This is a genomic window from Rhodobacter sp. NSM, assembly GCF_052244495.1.
Lineage (GTDB): Bacteria > Pseudomonadota > Alphaproteobacteria > Rhodobacterales > Rhodobacteraceae > Cereibacter_A.
Genome location: NZ_JBQPXH010000004.1, coordinates 188,469 through 204,579, shown reverse-complemented (window position 1 = coordinate 204,579; position 16,111 = coordinate 188,469). Strand labels below are relative to the sequence as shown.

Sequence of the window (16,111 nt, the reverse complement as noted above, 5' to 3'; positions counted from 1 at the left end):
CAGGCAGCCGCACGAGAACACGCCAATGACGCTGGACCAGTCCCTTCCGATCTCCCCGAATGCGCCCGAGATGGCGCACAGGCTCTCGGTCGCCCCGATGATGGACTGGACGGATCGCCACTGCCGCTTCTTCCACCGCCTCATGACGCGGCGGGCGATGCTCTACACCGAAATGGTGACCGCGCCCGCCGTGATCCACGGCCCTCGCGATCGGCTTCTTGGATATTCTCAGGCGGAGCATCCGGTCGCGCTGCAACTCGGCGGCTCGGATCCGGCCGAGCTTGCCGAGGCCGTCCGTCTCGCGGTGCCTTTCGGCTATGACGAAATCAACCTCAACGTCGGCTGCCCGTCCGACCGCGTCCAGTCCGGCTGCTTCGGAGCCGTGCTGATGGAGAGGCCGCGCCTCGTGGCCGATTGCGTGGCCGCAATGATCGGCGAAAGCCCGGTTCCGGTCACGGTCAAGTGCCGGATCGGCGTGGACGAGCAGGAGCCCGCGGACGTGCTGCCCGCCTTCCTCGAAGTGGTCGCCGGGGCTGGGGTCCGCCACTTCGTGATCCACGCCCGCAAGGCTTGGCTGCAGGGCCTCAGCCCGCGCGAGAACCGCGATATCCCGCCGCTCGACTATCCGCTCGTGATCGAGATGAAGCGCCGCTATCCCGACCTGACCATCTGCCTGAACGGCGGCGTGGCGAGCCTCGCGCAGGCAGAGGCGCTGCTGGCGCAGGGACTCGATGGCGTCATGATCGGCCGCGCCGCCTACAACGAGCCGGAATTGCTGCTCGGGGCGGACCGGCTCTGGGGCGACGAGCCGCCGCGCGATCTCGGGGCCGTGCTCGCGGAGATGCGCCCCTACATAGCCGACCATCTGTCCCGTGGCGGGCGTCTCCACCAGATCACGCGTCACATGCTCGGTCTCTTCGCCGGCCGGCCCGGGGCCCGGCACTGGCGCCGCATCCTCTCGGAGGGTGCTTCGCGCCCCGGCGCAGGCCTCGCGCTCTTCGACGAAGCGCTCGAGGCCGTGCGGCCGCGGGCTGCCTGAGCCGCGCCTCTGGCCTTCCGGTGTGGCGCAGGCTAAGGCGGGCCGCTACCGCGCGAAAGGCCCGCGAATGACCGACCTGTCCCTCCTCCTGCCGATGCTGGCCCTTCTGCTCGCGATCGGCGCCTTCGCGGGCATCATCGCAGGCCTTCTCGGCGTCGGTGGCGGTCTGGTGCTTGTGCCCGCCTATCTCTACGCTTTCGAGACGCTGGGCTACGGCGGTCCCTCGTTGATGCGCGTCTGCCTCGCGACCTCCCTCGCCACGATCATCGTGACGTCACTCCGCTCGGTCCATGCCCATCACGGCAGGGGTGCGGTCGATCTTGCGATCCTGCGCCTCTGGGGTCCCTGGATCGCGATCGGAGCGGTTGCGGGCACGCTCACGGCCTCGAGCCTGCGGTCGGCGGTTCTGCAGGGGATCTTCGGCATCGTGGGCATGGCCGTGGGGCTCTACATGGCCCTCGGCAAGGCAAGCTGGCGGCTGGGTGCCCACATGCCCGGAGGCGGCGCGCGCGCCGCGACCGGGACAGGCGTGGGATTCCTGTCGGTGCTCATGGGGATCGGCGGGGGCACGTTCGGCGTCCCGCTGATGAGCCTCTTCAGCATGCCGATCCATCGGGCGGTTGCCACGGCCGCGGGCTTCGGCGTCATCATCGCGCTGCCCTCCGCCGTGCTCTTCCTCCTCACGCCGACCGATGCGGCTCCGCCCTGGACGGCCGGCGCGGTCAACCTGCCGGCCTTCGGCATCACCATCGCGATGACGCTGCTGACGACACCCCTTGGCGTGCGGCTCGCCCATGCAATGGATCCCAAGCCGCTGAAGCGCGTCTTTGCCGTCTTCATCACCATTGTGGCGCTGAACATGCTGCGCAAGGCCACCGGCTTCTGACGGGACCTCCGGGCTCCGGCCCTTGGGGCTGGTCGCAGCTCCTCCGCCGGGACTCAGGTCCCTGCGCAGCTCCCGCCGATCGTGCGCCGCCCGCGGATCCTTGCCGCGGCAGCGCCGGCGAGCGGGGGCTCGATGCCCCCCGAGCCGGCATTTCCTCCGGGCCGTCAGTAGCCCTCGATCCCCTGCTGCCAGGGCCGCACGAGATTGCCGAAGCGCGTGAAGCGGCCCTCGAAGCTCAGCTCGACCGAGCCGATCGGCCCGTGGCGCTGCTTTCCGATGATGACCTCGGCCTTGCCGTGGACCTGCTCCATGATGGCCTGCCACTGGGCCATCTTCTCCATCTCGTGATCGCCCGGCTTCTCGCGTTCGCGGTAGTATTCCTCGCGGAAGACGAACATCACCACGTCCGCGTCCTGCTCGATGGAGCCGGACTCGCGCAGGTCGGACAGCTGTGGCCTCTTGTCGTCCCGGCTTTCCACCGAGCGCGACAGCTGCGAGAGCGCCACCACCGGGATGTTCAGCTCCTTCGCGATCGCCTTCAGCCCCTGCGTGATCTCCGAGACCTCCTGCACCCGGTTGTCGCGCGACCCGCCGGTGCCCTTCAGCAGCTGGAGATAGTCCACCATCAGCACGTCGAGCCCATGCGTCCGCTTGAGCCTTCGCGCCCGCGCCGCGACCTGGCTGATCGGCAGCGCCGGTGTGTCGTCGATATAGAGCGGGCAGGCCTCCAGCGCCTTTGCGGCCTCGACGAAGCGGCGGAACTCGGTCTCGGTCATGTCGCCGCGGCGGATCTGCTCGGAGGGCACCTCGGCCGCTTCCGACAGGATCCGGGCTGCAAGCTGCTCGGCGCTCATCTCGAGGCTGAAGAAGCCCACCACGCCGCCCTCGACCGCACCCTCCGCACCGTCGGGCAGGCGCCCGCGGCGGTAGGCCTTGGCGATGTTGAAGGCGATGTTGGTCGCAAGCGAGGTCTTCCCCATCGACGGCCGGCCCGCAAGGATCAGGAGGTCGGAAGGATGCAGGCCGCCCAGCTTCTTGTCGAGATCGGCAAGCCCGGTCGAGATCCCGGCCAGTCCTCCGTCGCGCTGGTAGGCGGCATTGGCCACGTTCACCGCATCGGTCACGGCCTTCAGGAAGCTCTGGAAGCCCCGCTCGGCATGGCCCTGCTCGCCCAGCCGGTAGAGCTTCTGCTCGGCCTCGACGATCTGCTCCTTGGGCTCGGAGGCGACGTCGACCCGTGCGGCCTTGGCGGCGATGTCGCGCCCGAGGCCGATCAGCTCGCGCCGCACCGCGAGGTCGTAGATCATCTGCGCATAATCGCGCGCCGCAAAGGCCGAGATCGCGGCCCCGGCGAGCCGCACCAGATAGGCCGGGCCACCCAGTTCCTTCAGCCCCGCATCCTCCTCGAGGAAGGCCTTCAGCGTCACCGGCGAGGCGAGCGCGTTCTTCTGGATCCGCGCCGCGGCGATCTCGAAGATGCGCTGGTGCACGGGATCGAAGAAATGCTCGGCCCGGATGACCGAGGCGATGCGGTCGAAGATGTCGTTGTTCGTGAGGATGGCGCCGAGCAGCTGCTGCTCCGCCTCGATGTTATGGGGGAGCACTTCCGGAGACTTCTCCGGCTGCGACTCGCGCAGCGCCCTGACCTCGTTCATCGATCTGCCCTCTGCTCTCGTTAGCGGGCGCCACCTTCAGCGGGCGCCCTTGGATGTTCGGTGCCATCTGATACCCCCGAACGGCTGCGCCGGGCAGGGGGTATAGTTCCGGGGACCGATCCCGCCGAACCCTGTGGACAGGCTGTGGATCCTTCGCCTCGATGGATCGAGCCTACCACATCTCGCGTCAGGCGCAGCCGGAAAACGCAGCGGATGGCCGGTCCCCCGGCGGCCGCGGCGGATTCGTCCCCAGACTCTCGGGTGCCTGCGTCAGATGCCCTTAGCCAGATCGGCCGGTTTCCGCGCGTCCTGCCAGTCCCGCGGATTGGACAGGAAGCTCTCGACCTCGGCGAGGGTTCCCGCGTCGAAGGCATCCGAGGCGCGCGCCTCGGCCAGCACGTCCCACCAGGTGCAGAGATGGTGCAGCGTCACCCCGTGGGCCTGCAGCCGTCCGATGGTCTCGGGGAAGATCCCGTAGTAGAAGATCACGGCCGTATGCGCACAGCTCGCGCCCGTTTCGCGGATCGCTTCGACGAAGGAGAGCTTAGAGCCGCCGTCGGTGGTCAGGTCCTCGACCAGCAGCACCCGCTGCCCCTCGGTCATCACGCCCTCGATGCGGGCGTTGCGTCCGTAGCCCTTGGGCTTCTTGCGGACATAGGTCATGGGCAGCGCCAGCCGCTCGGCCACCATGGCGGCAAAGGGGATGCCCGCCGTCTCGCCGCCCGCCACGTTGTCGAAGGCCTCGAAGCCGGCGTCGCGCAGCAGCGTCACCGCCATGAAGTCCATCAGCGTCGCGCGGATGCGCGGATAGGAGATGAGCTTGCGGCAGTCGATGTAGGTGGGCGAGGGCAGGCCCGAGGCCAGCGTGAACGGCTCCTGCGGGCGGAAGTGCACCGCCTGGATCTCGAGCAGCATCCGCGCCGTCAGGCGGGCTATCTCCTCGCGGGGCGGGAAGGAGGTGGGGATCATCGGGATCGTCCTTTCGATCGGTGCCGCCGGCGGCGGGGCGGCGCAACAGGGAGTGGGTCAGCTCTCCACATGCCACAGAAGGGGGAAGCCCGGATCGAACACCGTGACCGGGCCGGCTCCGGTCTCGATCTTCGCGGGCAGCGTGAGCGGATCGCCCTTGCGCAGGGTGATCCGGTCCTCGTTCGGCGGGAGGCGGTAGAACGCGGGCCCGTGCAGCGACACGAAGCCCTCCAGCCGGTCGAGCCTGCCCTGTTCTTCGAAGACATGGGCGAGGATCGAGAGCGTGTTGGTCGCGGTGAAGCAGCCCGCGCAACCGCAGCCCGACTCCTTGGCCGCGTCGGCATGGGGCGCGCTGTCGGTGCCGAGGAAGAAGCAGGCTTCGCCCCCGGTCGCTGCCTCGCGCAGGGCAATGCGGTGCGTCTCGCGCTTGGCCACCGGCAGGCAGTAGTAATGCGGCCGGATGCCGCCCGCGAGGATGTGGTTGCGGTTGATGATGAGGTGGTGGGTCGTCAGTGTCCCCGCGATGTCGACGCCCCCTCCGCGGACATAGTCGAGCCCCTCGCGGGTCGTCACATGCTCCAGCACGACGCGGAGCCCGGGCGTCGCCCGCCGGATCGGGTCCAGGACCTGGTCGAGGAACACCGCCTCGCGGTCGAAGATGTCCACCGCCGGGTCCGTCACCTCGCCGTGGACGCAGAGCGGCAGGCCGATCTCGGCCATGGCCTCGAGCACGGCGCGCACGCGGTCGAAGTCGCGCACGCCCGAGGCGGAATTCGTCGTGGCCCCCGCGGGATAGAGCTTCACGGCCTTCACGAGCCCCGAGGCCGCCGCCGCCCGCACATCCGCCGGATCGGTCGTTTCCGTCAGGTAGAGCACCATCAGCGGCTCGAACCGCGCGCCCTCCGGCAGGGCCTTGAGGATGCGCTCGCGGTAAGCCGCCGCCTCGGCCCCCGTCACCACCGGCGGCACGAGGTTCGGCATCACGATCGCGCGGGCGAAATGGCGCGTGGTTTCGGGCAGCACCCCCTCCAGCATCGCGCCGTCGCGCAGGTGGAGGTGCCAGTCATCGGGGCGGCGGAGGGTCAGGCTCTGGGTCATGCCTGCCGCCTACTGCAAAGGCCTGCGCTTTTCCAGTGAGTCGGTCGGGGAACGCAGGGCCTTTGCCGCACGTTCGCCCCGGAAAGGAGGAGCCATGCAGAGACTGCTCGAAGCCTGTGCCTTCGCGGCGCGCCTTCACGCCGGGGCGCGGCACAAGGGCCATGCGGGCCATCCCTACATCAACCACGCGATCGACGTGGCCTTGCGAAGCTCGCGCAGCGCCGAAGCCGACGAGGTGCTGGTGATCGCGGCGCTCCTTCACGACACGGTCGAGAAGGCCGGCGCGACGCAGGAGCAGATCGAGGCGGTCTTCGGCGCCGACGTGGCGCGTCTGGTGGCGGAGGTGACCCATCCGCCTGCCGACAGCGCCGAAGGCCTGTCGCCGGCGGCGCAAAGGCTGCGGCTAGCCGACAAGGCGTCGAACCTCGCGGCGCTCACGTCCAGTGCTCCAGGAGAATGGGACCGCTCCGCCCTCGCCGATTATCTCTCACGCGCGGACAGGGTGGCCGAGAGCTGCCGCGCCGTCGATCCCGAGCTTGCCGCAGCCTATGACGAGGCATCGGGCGCCGCGCGCGCCGCGCTCGCCCGGCCGGATTGAGCCGGTCCGGTCAGCTTGCCTTCTTGAGCTTCGACCTCAGGTCCATGAGGCCCGCCCGCAGCACCTGCGGACCCAGGATCCGCTCGGCGGCGGACAGCAGCTTCTGTGCCCGGCGCGGTCGCCTCGCGTTCAGGGCGAGGAGGTGGATCAGATAGGCCGAACTTTCGCGGCGGGCGCGCCAGAGGCGCGCCGCATGAAGAGGGCTCAGCGAGCCGGCTGCGGCGGCCTCGATCAGCGGCACGAGGAGGTCCATCTGCCGGAGCGCCTGACCGAGCGGCGCACCGGCATTCCGCATCCGCACCGGATGGACGTGGTCGCCGCGAAACAGCGCCGCGTGCATGGCATCCAGCGTCTCCGCCGGATCATGCAGGAGGAAGACACGTCCCGTTCCCTCGATCATGTCCGGCGCATAGCCGTAGCGGCCCGAGAAGGCGAGGCGGCGCGCCGTCCGGTCGCGGGGATCCCAGCCTGCGCGGTCCGGATCGAGCGTCGCCCTGGCCGAGATCGCGAGCACGGTGGCTTCCGGCGCGGTCGGCGAAAAGGCGCAGGCGGCATAGGCGCCCATTCCCTCGCCGTGGAAGACCACCCTGTCGAAATCCTCGAAGAAGGCGTCATCCACCAGACGGTCGAAGTAGCGGTAGAGCGCCGTGTCGCGAAACCATGTGTCGCCGTCGGCGATCAGGCAGAGATGCGACCAGCCACGCGCCCGCGCCACCGCATCTCCGACGGGAAGCCCCGCCGGCCCATGGGCCCGAATGTCTTCGAGCCGCTCGAAACTCACGATCAGCACCGGACCGTCGTCCCGGAAAAAGGCCCAGTGACGGCTCCCCAGCGGCTGGAAGTCGCCGACCTCCTCTCCGATCGCCTCGAGGTTGCGCAGCAACCCCGCGGAATCCACCGCACCGACAGCCGGGCCGAGAAGACGGGGGTCGGGTGTCAGATCGCAGGTCATTCCGTATCTCAAGCTCGTCCGGCGCGGCGGCTGCCGATCCCGGAAGCTGCCGCCGCCCTTCGTCCAATTGATGCGGGCAATGCGGCAAAACCGTGACCGTCCTGCTTTGGGGAGACTGGCTTTTCGTCCAAGAGCCGGTGGCCGCGGCACATCCCGACCTTGGTCGCAATGACGCGCCCCGTGCTTGACCGCAGCCGGCCGCCTCGGCCAACCTCGGGCCGAACCGGAGTGCCACTTTGACCCATCCGCCGCCTGCTTCCATCGATGATGCCACTGCCCTGCTGGCAAGCGAGGGGTACGTCAGCGACCGCGCCCTCGCCACGGTGGTTTTCCTCGCCCTCAAGCTCGGTCGGCCGCTGTTTCTCGAGGGCGAGGCCGGGACCGGCAAGACGGAGATCGCAAAGGCCCTCGCCGCGGCGCTCGGGCGCCGCCTGATCCGCCTGCAATGCTACGAGGGTCTCGATGCCGCCTCTGCCGTGGCCGACTGGAACTTCGCCGCGCAGATGATCGCGATCCGCGCGGCGGAAGCGGCCGGCGGCGCCGACCGCGAGGCTTTGCGGACCGAGCTCTTCACCGAGGACTACCTCATCGAACGCCCCCTCCTTCAGGCGATGCGGCCCCAGCCGGGCGGCGCGCCCGTCCTGCTCATCGACGAACTCGACCGGACCGACGAGCCCTTCGAGGCCTTCCTGCTCGAGGCGCTTTCGGATTTCCAGGTCACGATCCCAGAGCTTGGCACCATCCGCGCGCCCGAGCCGCCGGTGGTGATCCTCACCTCGAACCGCACCCGCGAGGTGCATGACGCGCTCAAGCGCCGCTGCCTCTACCACTGGGTGGATTATCCCGGCTTCGAGCGCGAGGCGCAGATCCTCGCCGCCCGCGCGCCCGAGGCGCAGGAGACGCTCAGCCGCGAGATCGTGGCCTTCGTCCAGCGCCTGCGCCGCGAGGATCTCTTCAAGCGTCCCGGCGTCGCCGAGACCATCGACTGGGCCAAGTGCCTGCTGGCGCTCGACGTGATCGAACTTTCGCCCGAGGTCATCGCCGACACGCTCGGTGCGCTGCTGAAGTATCAGGACGACATCCAGAAGATCCAGGGTTCCGAGGCGCGCCGCCTGCTCGACGAGGCCCGCCGCGACCTCGCTCCGGCATGAGATCCTTCTTTCATTCTCGGGGAAATATCCTCGGGGGGGCCTCCGGCCCTGGCCGGAGGCGCGGGGGGCAGACAGCCCCCCGGCTCCGGTCCTGCCGGGACTGAACGATGGAGATCCGCGCGCCTGCCGACGGCCACCTCGCCCGCAACATCCTCTGGTTCGCCCGCGCGCTGCGCAAGGCGGGCCTGCCCATCGGCTCGGGCCGGGTGGTGGATGCGGTCCGCGCCGTCGAGGCCGCGGGCTTCACCTCGCGCGAGGATTTCTACTGGACGCTCCACGCCTGTTTCGTCTCGCGCCCCGAGCACCGGGCGGTCTTCGCGCAGGTGTTCCGCCTCTACTGGCGCGATCCGCAGTTCCTCGAGCAGATGATGAGCCTCCTCCTGCCGCAGTTGCGGGGGGCGCAGGAGGATCGGCCGCCCGCGCCGGCCGAAAAGCGCGCGGCCGAGGCGCTGCTCGACGGCGCGGCCCGCGCCGAGCGCTTTGCGCCTGAACCCGAGGGCAGCGTCATCGAGATCGACGCGGCCGAGACCGCGTCCGAGGAAGAACGGCTGAAGCGGCTGGATTTCGAGCAGATGTCTACCGCCGAAATGGAAGAAGCGCGGCGGATGCTTGCGCAGCTGTCGCTGCCCGTGCCGCCGATCCGGTCCCGCAGGCTCCGCGCCGCGGCCGGTGGCGCGCGGGTGGATCTGCGCCGCACCCTCGCCCGCGCCCTGCGTCAGGGTGGCGAGATTCCGGCGCTCGCCCGCCGCCGTCCGGCCGAGCGCTGGCCGAATCTCGTCGTGCTCTGCGACATCTCGGGATCGATGTCGCGCTATTCGCGGCTGGTCCTCCACTTCATCCATGCCGTCTCGAACCGCAAGGGGCAGGGCTGGGCGCGCGTTCATGCCTTCACCTTCGGGACGCGGCTGACCGACATCACCCGGCACCTGCGCCGCCGCGACGTCGATGCCGCTCTGACGGCCGCCGGGGCCGAGGCGCAGGACTGGTCCGGCGGCACCCGGATCGGCGACTGCCTGCATGTCTTCAACCGCGACTGGTCGCGCCGGGTTCTGGGGCAGGGGGCGGTGGTGCTCCTCATCACCGACGGTCTGGACCGCGGCGAGCCTGAAGCACTTTCGCGCGAGATGGAGCGGCTGCACCTGTCTACGCGGCGCCTCATCTGGCTGAACCCGCTGCTGCGGTGGGAAGGCTTTGCGCCGCGCGCCTCGGGAATTCGGGCGATGCTGCCGCATGTGGACAGCTTGCGCGCTGCCCATTCCGTGGCCTCCCTGGAGGCGCTTGCCGAGGCCCTGTCGCGCCGGTAGCGGCGCCTCGAGCCCTCTCGGACCCCTCAGGACGGTTCTTCTTCACACATCTGTTATCTGCGGCTTCGTGCTGATCCGGGAACGCAGGCGGTTCCGGTCGGTTGATGCGCCATGCAGATCCGTAGCCGAGAGGCCGCGATCACAGACAGAAAGGAACGACGATGAGCACCAAACTGCTCCAGACTGCCGCCGCCCTGTCGCTCGGCCTCTTCGCGCTTCAGCCCGTCGCGGCCAATGCGCAGGCCACCACCACCGAAGACTGTATCCCTTCGGCCAGCGTGACCTGCCCGCCGGGCGCTGAGTCGGTGCCGGGCGCCGAGTCGCCGGGCGGCACGGACGACTCGCAAGCCGCGGCTCCGGTCAGCCCGGACGACTCGTCCGGCGGCGGCGCCTCGGGGGATACGGCCATGACCCCGATGGTGCCCGGATCGGAAACGCCTGGCGGCACCGATGATTCCACGGCTGCGGCCCCCGTCGATGCCACCTCGACCGGCGGCGGTCTCCAGACGGAGGGCATGGATCCGGCCGTCCCGGGCACCGAACAGCCCGACGGCACCGATGACTCGACCGGCGCCGTTCCGCAATAAAGTCAGGACCGGCACACAAGAGTTCCGCCGTCGCCCGCCGGGCGGCGGCGTTTTTCATGCGTGCGGCAGAAGGCTGCCGAACCGCCGAAGCCGCATTCCGAGAATACCGCCGACGCGGCGTTGCGAGCGCATCCTCTGGAACGATTGTGCGTTCTGGAAAGTTTTTCAGCCGCAAGAATGGTCCGGCGCAGGAAGCCGGACCGGTAATGAAAGGAATTTCCGATGAAGAGCCGTCTGTTGACGACCACGGCCGCGCTGTCGGTGGCACTGTCGACCTTCCAGCCGCTTCCCCTCATGGCCCAGGAAGGCCGTGAGGCTCGTTGCGCCCAGAACCCTGAGGAGTGCCCGCCCAAGCGCCAGCGCGGCGAGGCCGCTGCGAAGCAGGAGGGCAAGAAGCGCCCGGCCGCCGAGGGCGGCGGGCAGCAGGATCGCGACCAGGCAGATCGCCCTGCGAACCGCGAGAGAAAGCAGGACGGCGATCGTTCGCAGCGTGCGGGCCAGGGCGAGGGCGGAAACGCGGCCGATCGGCGCCCGGCCGAGGACGGTGCCAACCGCCCGCGGAACGCCGAGCGCAATGCGGATCGCAATGAAGGAAGGGCCAATCGCGCCGCGGATACCGAGACCACTCGTCGGGCCGGCGAGCCGGAACAGGGTCGCGATGAAGAGGGCTCCAATCGTCGTCTCAACGCCCAGGAAGGGGATGCCGCGACCAACCGCGAGCGCCGGACCAATCGCGCGGCCAGCGAGGATCGTTCGGACGACGGCGCCGGCACGCGCGATGGTGATCGTCCTGCAAATCGCGCAGCGCGCATTGGCAATGATGGCGCTGACGGGGGTGCAGAGGGCCGCGATGGGGGCCGGGCCACGGATCAGGCTGGTGGATCCGATGGAGATCGCCCTGACGCCGACGAACTTCGCCGGCGGCTTCTCGAAAACGATGGCGATGGGACGGCACGCGCAGCCGAGGACGCCGAGCGCAACCGCTCCGACCGCGATGGCGGGAACAGGAATGCAGACGGGAACGCCCGGCCGGGCGAGGGCGACCGTCCGGCGCGTGCTGCCGGTGATCGCGCGCGGGACCGTCAGAATGCCGAAAACAGGCAGGGCGACCGGAACCGCAATGCTGCCGAAGGCGACCGTGAGAACCGCAATGCCGCCGACAATGAAGCCGACCGCGACCGTCCGCGTCGCGCCAACCGCGAAGAGTCGCGGCAGGCCCTTTCCCGTGCGCTCGAGAGCGAGGAGAACGGCGAGAAATCCGCCGACGCAGCGGCCGACTCGGCGCAGGATGCACGCCAGGCGGCACGCGATGCCCGGCGCGCGGCCAATCGCGCCGAGCGGATCACCGAGGACAACAGCCGCTCGAGCAACGAGGAGTTTCGCACGCTGCTCGACGGCAACAACAACGACGATGACGATGACGACGACGGCGGCCTGTCGAACTTCGAGAAGTTCGGACTGCTCGCGCTTGGCGGTCTCGCTGTCGGGGCGCTTCTGAACAACAACCGCGACGAGGTTGTGTCGAACAGCGGCGACCGGGTCGTGGTGCAGCGGGCCGACGGCACTTACTCGGTGCTGAAGGATGACGACACGCTGCTCCGGCGTCCCGGATCGGAGGTCGTGACGCAAAGCTACGACGACGGCTCGACGCGGTCGGTCGTCACCCGTGGCGACGGCACGCAGATCGTGACGATCCGCGACGCCGCGGGTCGGGTGCTTCGCCGGACGGCCATCGACAGCCAGGGGCGCGAAGTGCTGCTCATCGACGACCTGACCCCTGTCCAGCAGGTGGATGTCTCGCGCCTGCCCGAACCGGCGCCGGTCTACAGCTTCGTCGAGACCCGCGACACGCGCGAATTGCGCCAGGCGCTGGAACAGTCTCGTGGTCGCAACATGGACCGGACCTATAGCCTGCGCCAGATCCGGGAATACGAGGAGGTCCGTGCGCTTGCGCCGGCGATCGACGTCGACCAGATCACCTTCGACACTGGGTCTGCGGCGATCCACCCGGACGAGGCCGAGAAGCTTGCCGCGTTGGGCCAGACCATTGCCGACATGGTCGCCGAGCGTCCCGACGAGGTCTTCCTGATCGAGGGTCACACCGATGCGGTGGGTGATGCGGCCTCGAACCTGGCGCTCTCGGACCGGCGGGCGGAGTCGGTGGCGCTCGCGCTGACCGAATATTACGACGTGCCGCCGGAGAACCTGGTGGTTCAGGGCTACGGCGAGGAGGATCTCCGCGTCGACACCGACGGGTCCGAGCAGCGCAACCGCCGCGTGGCGGTGCGCCTCATCACGCCGCTGATGCAGACGGCCTCGAACTGAGGCTGCCTGCGGGCCGCCATGCCACCTTTTGGCACTGGCGGCCCGCGCTTCGTCCGTCGCATGATCCGGGAGGCAGAGACGGAGGAAGCGCTTGGCCAGCCACGACGACATCCCGGAAATCGCGCTGGAATGGCATCGCGCTGGCGAGGGGGCCGTGCTTGCGACCGTGATCGAGACGTGGGGTTCGGCCCCGCGGCCGACGGGAAGTCAGCTCGCCATTTCGGGCGATGGCCGGATGATGGGTTCCGTCTCCGGCGGTTGCGTCGAGGGTGCGGTGATCGCCGAAGCCTCGGCGGCGCTTGGCGATGGCAGGCCGAGGCTGCTGACCTTTGGCGTTTCCGACGATGAAGCCTTCGCGGTGGGACTGGCCTGCGGAGGCACGATCCGGGTCCTGGTCGAGCCGGTCGGGCCCGCGCTGCCTGCCGGGCTGCTGGCCGAACTGGTCGATGCCCGCGCGGCGAAGCGTCCCGTTGCCATGCTGGTGAACGTGGAAAGCGGCGAGCACCGTCTCCTCGGTCCCGAGGATCCGCGGGCGGCCGCACGGCTGAGGTCCGATCGGTCCGGGCTCGAGGAGGACGGCTGGTTCATCGGCGTTCACAACCCTCCGCTCCGCCTGATCGTGGTGGGCGCCGTCCATATTGCACAACCGCTTCTGGCCATGGCGCGGATCGCGGGCTACCAGCCGACGCTGGTGGATCCGCGCAGCGCCTTCGGCTCGGCCGAGCGGTTCCCCGGCGAGACGATCCTCGAGGATTGGCCCGACGAGGCTCTTGACCGCCTCGCACCGGACGGCCGGACAGCGGTGGTGACGCTGACGCATGATCCCAAGCTCGACGATCCGGCCATTCTTGCCGCCTTTTCCTCGCCTGCCTTCTACATCGGCTGCCTCGGCTCGCCGCGGACCCACGGCAAGCGGCTCGACCGGCTCCGTGCTGCAGGCGTCGCGGAAGAGCAGATCGCCCGGATCCACGCTCCGGTCGGCCTCGACATCGGCGCGCGCAGCCCGGCCGAGATCGCGCTCTCGATCCTTGCCCAGATCACCGAGCGGCTGAGGCGCGGCTGATGCGCTTCGGAGCCGTCCCGCTGGAGGAAGCCGCGGGCTGCATTCTCGCCCATTCGCTCGTCCTGCCAGAGGGAAGGTTGCGAAAGGGCCTCGTACTCGGAGCGGGAGAGATCGAGGCTCTTGGCGCGGCGGGGGTGACGGAAGTCACGGTCGCGCAACTCGGACCGGATGACGTGGCAGAGGATGCGGCGGCGTCCCGTCTTGCCGCGGCGCTGGTTCCGGATGAACGCGCGGCCGGGCTTTCGCGGTCGGCGGCGTTCACTGGGCGGGTGAACCTGAATGCGACGGGGCCGGGGCTCGTCACGCTCGATGTGGACCGGATCCACGCGCTCAACCGGATCGATCCGACGATCACGCTGGCGACGCTGGCGCCCCTCGTGCGGGTCGAGCCGGGGATGCTCGTGGGTACCGTGAAGATGATCGCCTACGGTGTCGCGGAGGCGTCGCTGTCGCAGGCGGAGGCGCTGGCCCGCGAGGCGCTGCGCATCCTGCCGGTGATCCGGCGCACCGCCGGCCTGCTGCTCACCGAAGTTCCCGGGCAGGACGCGAAGCTGTCGGCGAAGGGCCGCCGCGCTGTCGAGAAACGGCTGGCCGCACTGGGGATCGCGCTCGCCGAGGTGGCGACGACCGCCCATGAGACAGGTGCGATGGCCGAGGCTCTGGCGCGGATGCCGGGCGAGGTGCTGCTGATCCTCACCGGCTCGGCCACCTCGGACCTTTACGACACGGCGCCCGAGGCGCTGCGCCGGGCCGGAGGCGTGGTCCGCAGGTTCGGCATGCCGGTGGATCCGGGCAACCTCCTGTTCCACGGCCGCCTCGGCGCGCGGCCGGTGATCGGGCTTCCCGGTTGCGCCCGGTCTCCGGCGCTGAACGGGGCCGACTGGGTTCTCGAGCGGCTGGCATGCGGGTTGGAGGTCGGCGACCAAGAGATCGCCGCAATGGGGGTGGGCGGGCTTCTGAAGGAGATCCCCATCCGTCCCCAACCGCGAGAGCGGAAGGGCTGACGCCCATGCCCCGCCAGAAGCGGAAAGGGGGCCCATGGCCCCCTTTGCGGTCGCGCGACGGGACGCTCGCCTATTTGGGAGCGATCATCATCACCATCTGGCGGCCTTCGAGTTTCGGCATCGCCTCGACCTTGCCGGCTTCGGCTTCCGAGACCTGAGCCGCTACGCGGTTCAGCAGTTCCAGACCGAGTTCCTGGTGCGCCATCTCGCGACCACGGAAGCGCAGGGTGACCTTCACCTTGTCGCCTTCGCTGAGGAACTTCAGCACCGAGCGCATCTTCACTTCGAAATCGTGGATATCGGTCCCGGGACGGAACTTGATCTCCTTGATTTCGATGATGTGCTGCTTCTTGCGGGCCTCGGCCTCGCGTTTCTGCTGCTCGTACTTGAACTTGCCGAAGTCCATGATCTTGCAGACCGGCGGTTCCGCGTTCGGCGAGATCTCCACCAGATCAAGCCCCGCCTCTTCGGCCATCATCATGGCGCGCGAGGGGGTGACGATCCCGATGTTCTCGCCATTGGCGCCGATCAGGCGAACCTCGGGGCAGCGGATGCGCTCGTTTACACGGGGGCCCGTTTCGCGTTGCGGCGGGGCGTTGTGGGGTCTGCGGGCTATGGTGGCGTTCCTTGTGCAGTTGGCAAATGTGCGGCGCAAAATAGTGTCCCCACCGATGCCTTTCAACCTGAATCGGGCCGGAACTGCGGCTGATCCGGGGGAACGGCCTGCGGCATCGCAGCGTTTTCCCGGTGCAGGCGAAAGTGCCGCCGCAGGACGGAGACAGAATGAACAGGATTGCGATCATCGTCGGGCTCGTGTTGCTCGTGGCCGCGGGCTTCGGCTGGTACCAGTATGGCTACCTCCCACAGGAAGAGGCTGCGGAAGCCGCGCGATCGGCGGAGGAGGAGGCGGCCCGCGCTGCCGAAGAGGCCCGTCGGGCGGCCGAAGCTGCCGGAGAAGAGGCGGAGGCTGCCGCAACGGAAACTGAGGACGCGGCGGCGAGGGCTGCCTCGGACGCGGCGGCCGCGGCCGATGCGGCGACCGCAGCCGCGTCGGATGCCGCCGCTGCCGCCGCAGATGCGACGAAGGAGGCCGCCCGGACGGCTGGCGAGGCCGCGTCTTCGGCCGCGGATGCGGCGGTGGAGGCTGCGCGTGAAGCGGCGGCCGCGGCAACCCTCGCGGCTCGGAATGCCGCAGATGCGGCGGACGAACTGCTGCCACAGGATCTCCTTCGGGTCGAAACCTTCGACCGCGAGAGGGTGGATGCGATGATCGAGTCATCCGACCTCGACGCTGCCACCAAGGAGCGTCTCAAGAACACGATCAATGCCGCCGAGTCGACGCCAGAGCTTCTCGGCTCGGCATTGGAGACGGTGCGGACATCGCTGGGGCTGGAGCCTTCCAACCTCGAAGGCGAGACGAGCGCGGTCGAGTGAATGTTGGCCGGCCGGACCTGTGGCCGGCCTTCCGAGCGACACCGAG

Annotated in this window: 16 protein-coding genes; 10 read left to right on the top strand and 6 right to left on the bottom strand. The window is 69.3% G+C overall.

The window, feature by feature from the left end; genetic code table 11:
* Positions 1–70 precede the first annotated feature (70 nt).
* Both dusA and ACTVZP_RS10595 read left to right on the top strand, forming a co-directional pair.
* The gene (dusA, locus tag ACTVZP_RS10600; protein WP_443212305.1) at positions 71–1,039 is read left to right on the top strand and encodes a tRNA dihydrouridine(20/20a) synthase DusA; all 969 of its coding nucleotides are present in this window, start codon (positions 71–73) and stop codon (positions 1,037–1,039) included.
* Positions 1,040–1,106: 67 nt separating this feature from the next.
* The gene (locus tag ACTVZP_RS10595; RefSeq protein ID WP_443212125.1) at positions 1,107–1,925 is read left to right on the top strand and encodes a sulfite exporter TauE/SafE family protein; all 819 of its coding nucleotides are present in this window, start codon (positions 1,107–1,109) and stop codon (positions 1,923–1,925) included.
* A gap of 164 nt (positions 1,926–2,089) precedes the next feature.
* On the opposite strand, the gene ACTVZP_RS10590 is transcribed toward ACTVZP_RS10595, so the two are convergent.
* The 3 genes from ACTVZP_RS10590 to pyrC form a co-directional block, all read right to left on the bottom strand.
* On the bottom strand, positions 2,090–3,580 hold the full coding sequence (locus ACTVZP_RS10590) for a replicative DNA helicase (RefSeq protein ID WP_443212124.1): 1,491 nt from the start codon (positions 3,578–3,580) through the stop codon (positions 2,090–2,092).
* A 270-nt stretch (positions 3,581–3,850) separates the two neighbouring features.
* Positions 3,851–4,549, bottom strand: coding sequence for an orotate phosphoribosyltransferase (locus ACTVZP_RS10585; RefSeq protein WP_443212123.1), 699 nt, complete (start codon positions 4,547–4,549; stop codon positions 3,851–3,853).
* Between the two features lie 57 nt (positions 4,550–4,606).
* A complete protein-coding gene (gene pyrC / locus ACTVZP_RS10580; protein ID WP_443212122.1) occupies positions 4,607–5,647 on the bottom strand; it encodes a dihydroorotase in 1,041 nt (346 codons plus the stop codon).
* Between the two features lie 94 nt (positions 5,648–5,741).
* On the opposite strand from pyrC, the gene ACTVZP_RS10575 reads away from it, so the two are divergent.
* Positions 5,742–6,245 (top strand): HD domain-containing protein, encoded by a 504-nt coding sequence (locus ACTVZP_RS10575; protein WP_443212121.1) that lies wholly within the window; start codon positions 5,742–5,744, stop codon positions 6,243–6,245.
* Positions 6,246–6,255: 10 nt separating this feature from the next.
* On the opposite strand, the gene ACTVZP_RS10570 is transcribed toward ACTVZP_RS10575, so the two are convergent.
* On the bottom strand, positions 6,256–7,197 hold the full coding sequence (locus ACTVZP_RS10570; RefSeq protein ID WP_443212120.1) for a phosphoadenosine phosphosulfate reductase: 942 nt from the start codon (positions 7,195–7,197) through the stop codon (positions 6,256–6,258).
* A 236-nt stretch (positions 7,198–7,433) separates the two neighbouring features.
* On the opposite strand from ACTVZP_RS10570, the gene ACTVZP_RS10565 reads away from it, so the two are divergent.
* The 3 genes from ACTVZP_RS10565 (at position 7,434) to ACTVZP_RS10555 (ending at position 10,239) form a co-directional block, all read left to right on the top strand.
* On the top strand, positions 7,434–8,348 hold the full coding sequence (locus ACTVZP_RS10565) for an AAA family ATPase (RefSeq protein ID WP_443212119.1): 915 nt from the start codon (positions 7,434–7,436) through the stop codon (positions 8,346–8,348).
* 107 nt (positions 8,349–8,455) lie between these two features.
* Complete coding sequence (locus ACTVZP_RS10560) at positions 8,456–9,652, top strand: vWA domain-containing protein (RefSeq protein WP_443212118.1); 1,197 nt, start codon at positions 8,456–8,458, stop codon at positions 9,650–9,652.
* Between the two features lie 161 nt (positions 9,653–9,813).
* Positions 9,814–10,239, top strand: a complete 426-nt coding sequence (locus ACTVZP_RS10555; RefSeq protein WP_443212117.1) for a hypothetical protein — start codon at positions 9,814–9,816, stop codon at positions 10,237–10,239.
* A 165-nt stretch (positions 10,240–10,404) separates the two neighbouring features.
* On the opposite strand, the gene ACTVZP_RS10550 is transcribed toward ACTVZP_RS10555, so the two are convergent.
* A complete protein-coding gene (locus ACTVZP_RS10550; RefSeq protein WP_443212116.1) occupies positions 10,405–11,868 on the bottom strand; it encodes a hypothetical protein in 1,464 nt (487 codons plus the stop codon).
* Between ACTVZP_RS10550 and ACTVZP_RS10545 the strand changes: the two genes are divergently transcribed.
* The 3 genes from ACTVZP_RS10545 (at position 11,860) to ACTVZP_RS10535 (ending at position 14,631) form a co-directional block, all read left to right on the top strand.
* Positions 11,860–12,564: an OmpA family protein gene (locus ACTVZP_RS10545; protein WP_443212115.1), complete on the top strand. Its 705-nt coding sequence runs from the start codon at positions 11,860–11,862 to the stop codon at positions 12,562–12,564. The genes ACTVZP_RS10550 and ACTVZP_RS10545 overlap by 9 nt on opposite strands.
* A 91-nt stretch (positions 12,565–12,655) precedes the next feature.
* Complete coding sequence (locus ACTVZP_RS10540) at positions 12,656–13,627, top strand: XdhC family protein (RefSeq protein WP_443212114.1); 972 nt, start codon at positions 12,656–12,658, stop codon at positions 13,625–13,627.
* The gene (locus ACTVZP_RS10535; RefSeq protein WP_443212113.1) at positions 13,627–14,631 is read left to right on the top strand and encodes a molybdopterin-binding protein; all 1,005 of its coding nucleotides are present in this window, start codon (positions 13,627–13,629) and stop codon (positions 14,629–14,631) included. The genes ACTVZP_RS10540 and ACTVZP_RS10535 overlap by 1 nt, the downstream gene beginning before the upstream one ends.
* A gap of 70 nt (positions 14,632–14,701) precedes the next feature.
* Here ACTVZP_RS10535 and infC read toward each other — a convergent pair whose 3' ends face one another.
* Entirely contained in the window at positions 14,702–15,286 is a 585-nt protein-coding gene (gene infC / locus ACTVZP_RS10530) for a translation initiation factor IF-3 (RefSeq protein WP_443212112.1), read from the bottom strand.
* Positions 15,287–15,414: 128 nt separating this feature from the next.
* Here infC and ACTVZP_RS10525 point away from each other — a divergent pair, with 128 nt between their 5' ends.
* Positions 15,415–16,065 (top strand): hypothetical protein, encoded by a 651-nt coding sequence (locus ACTVZP_RS10525; RefSeq protein ID WP_443212111.1) that lies wholly within the window; start codon positions 15,415–15,417, stop codon positions 16,063–16,065.
* Positions 16,066–16,111 lie beyond the last annotated feature (46 nt).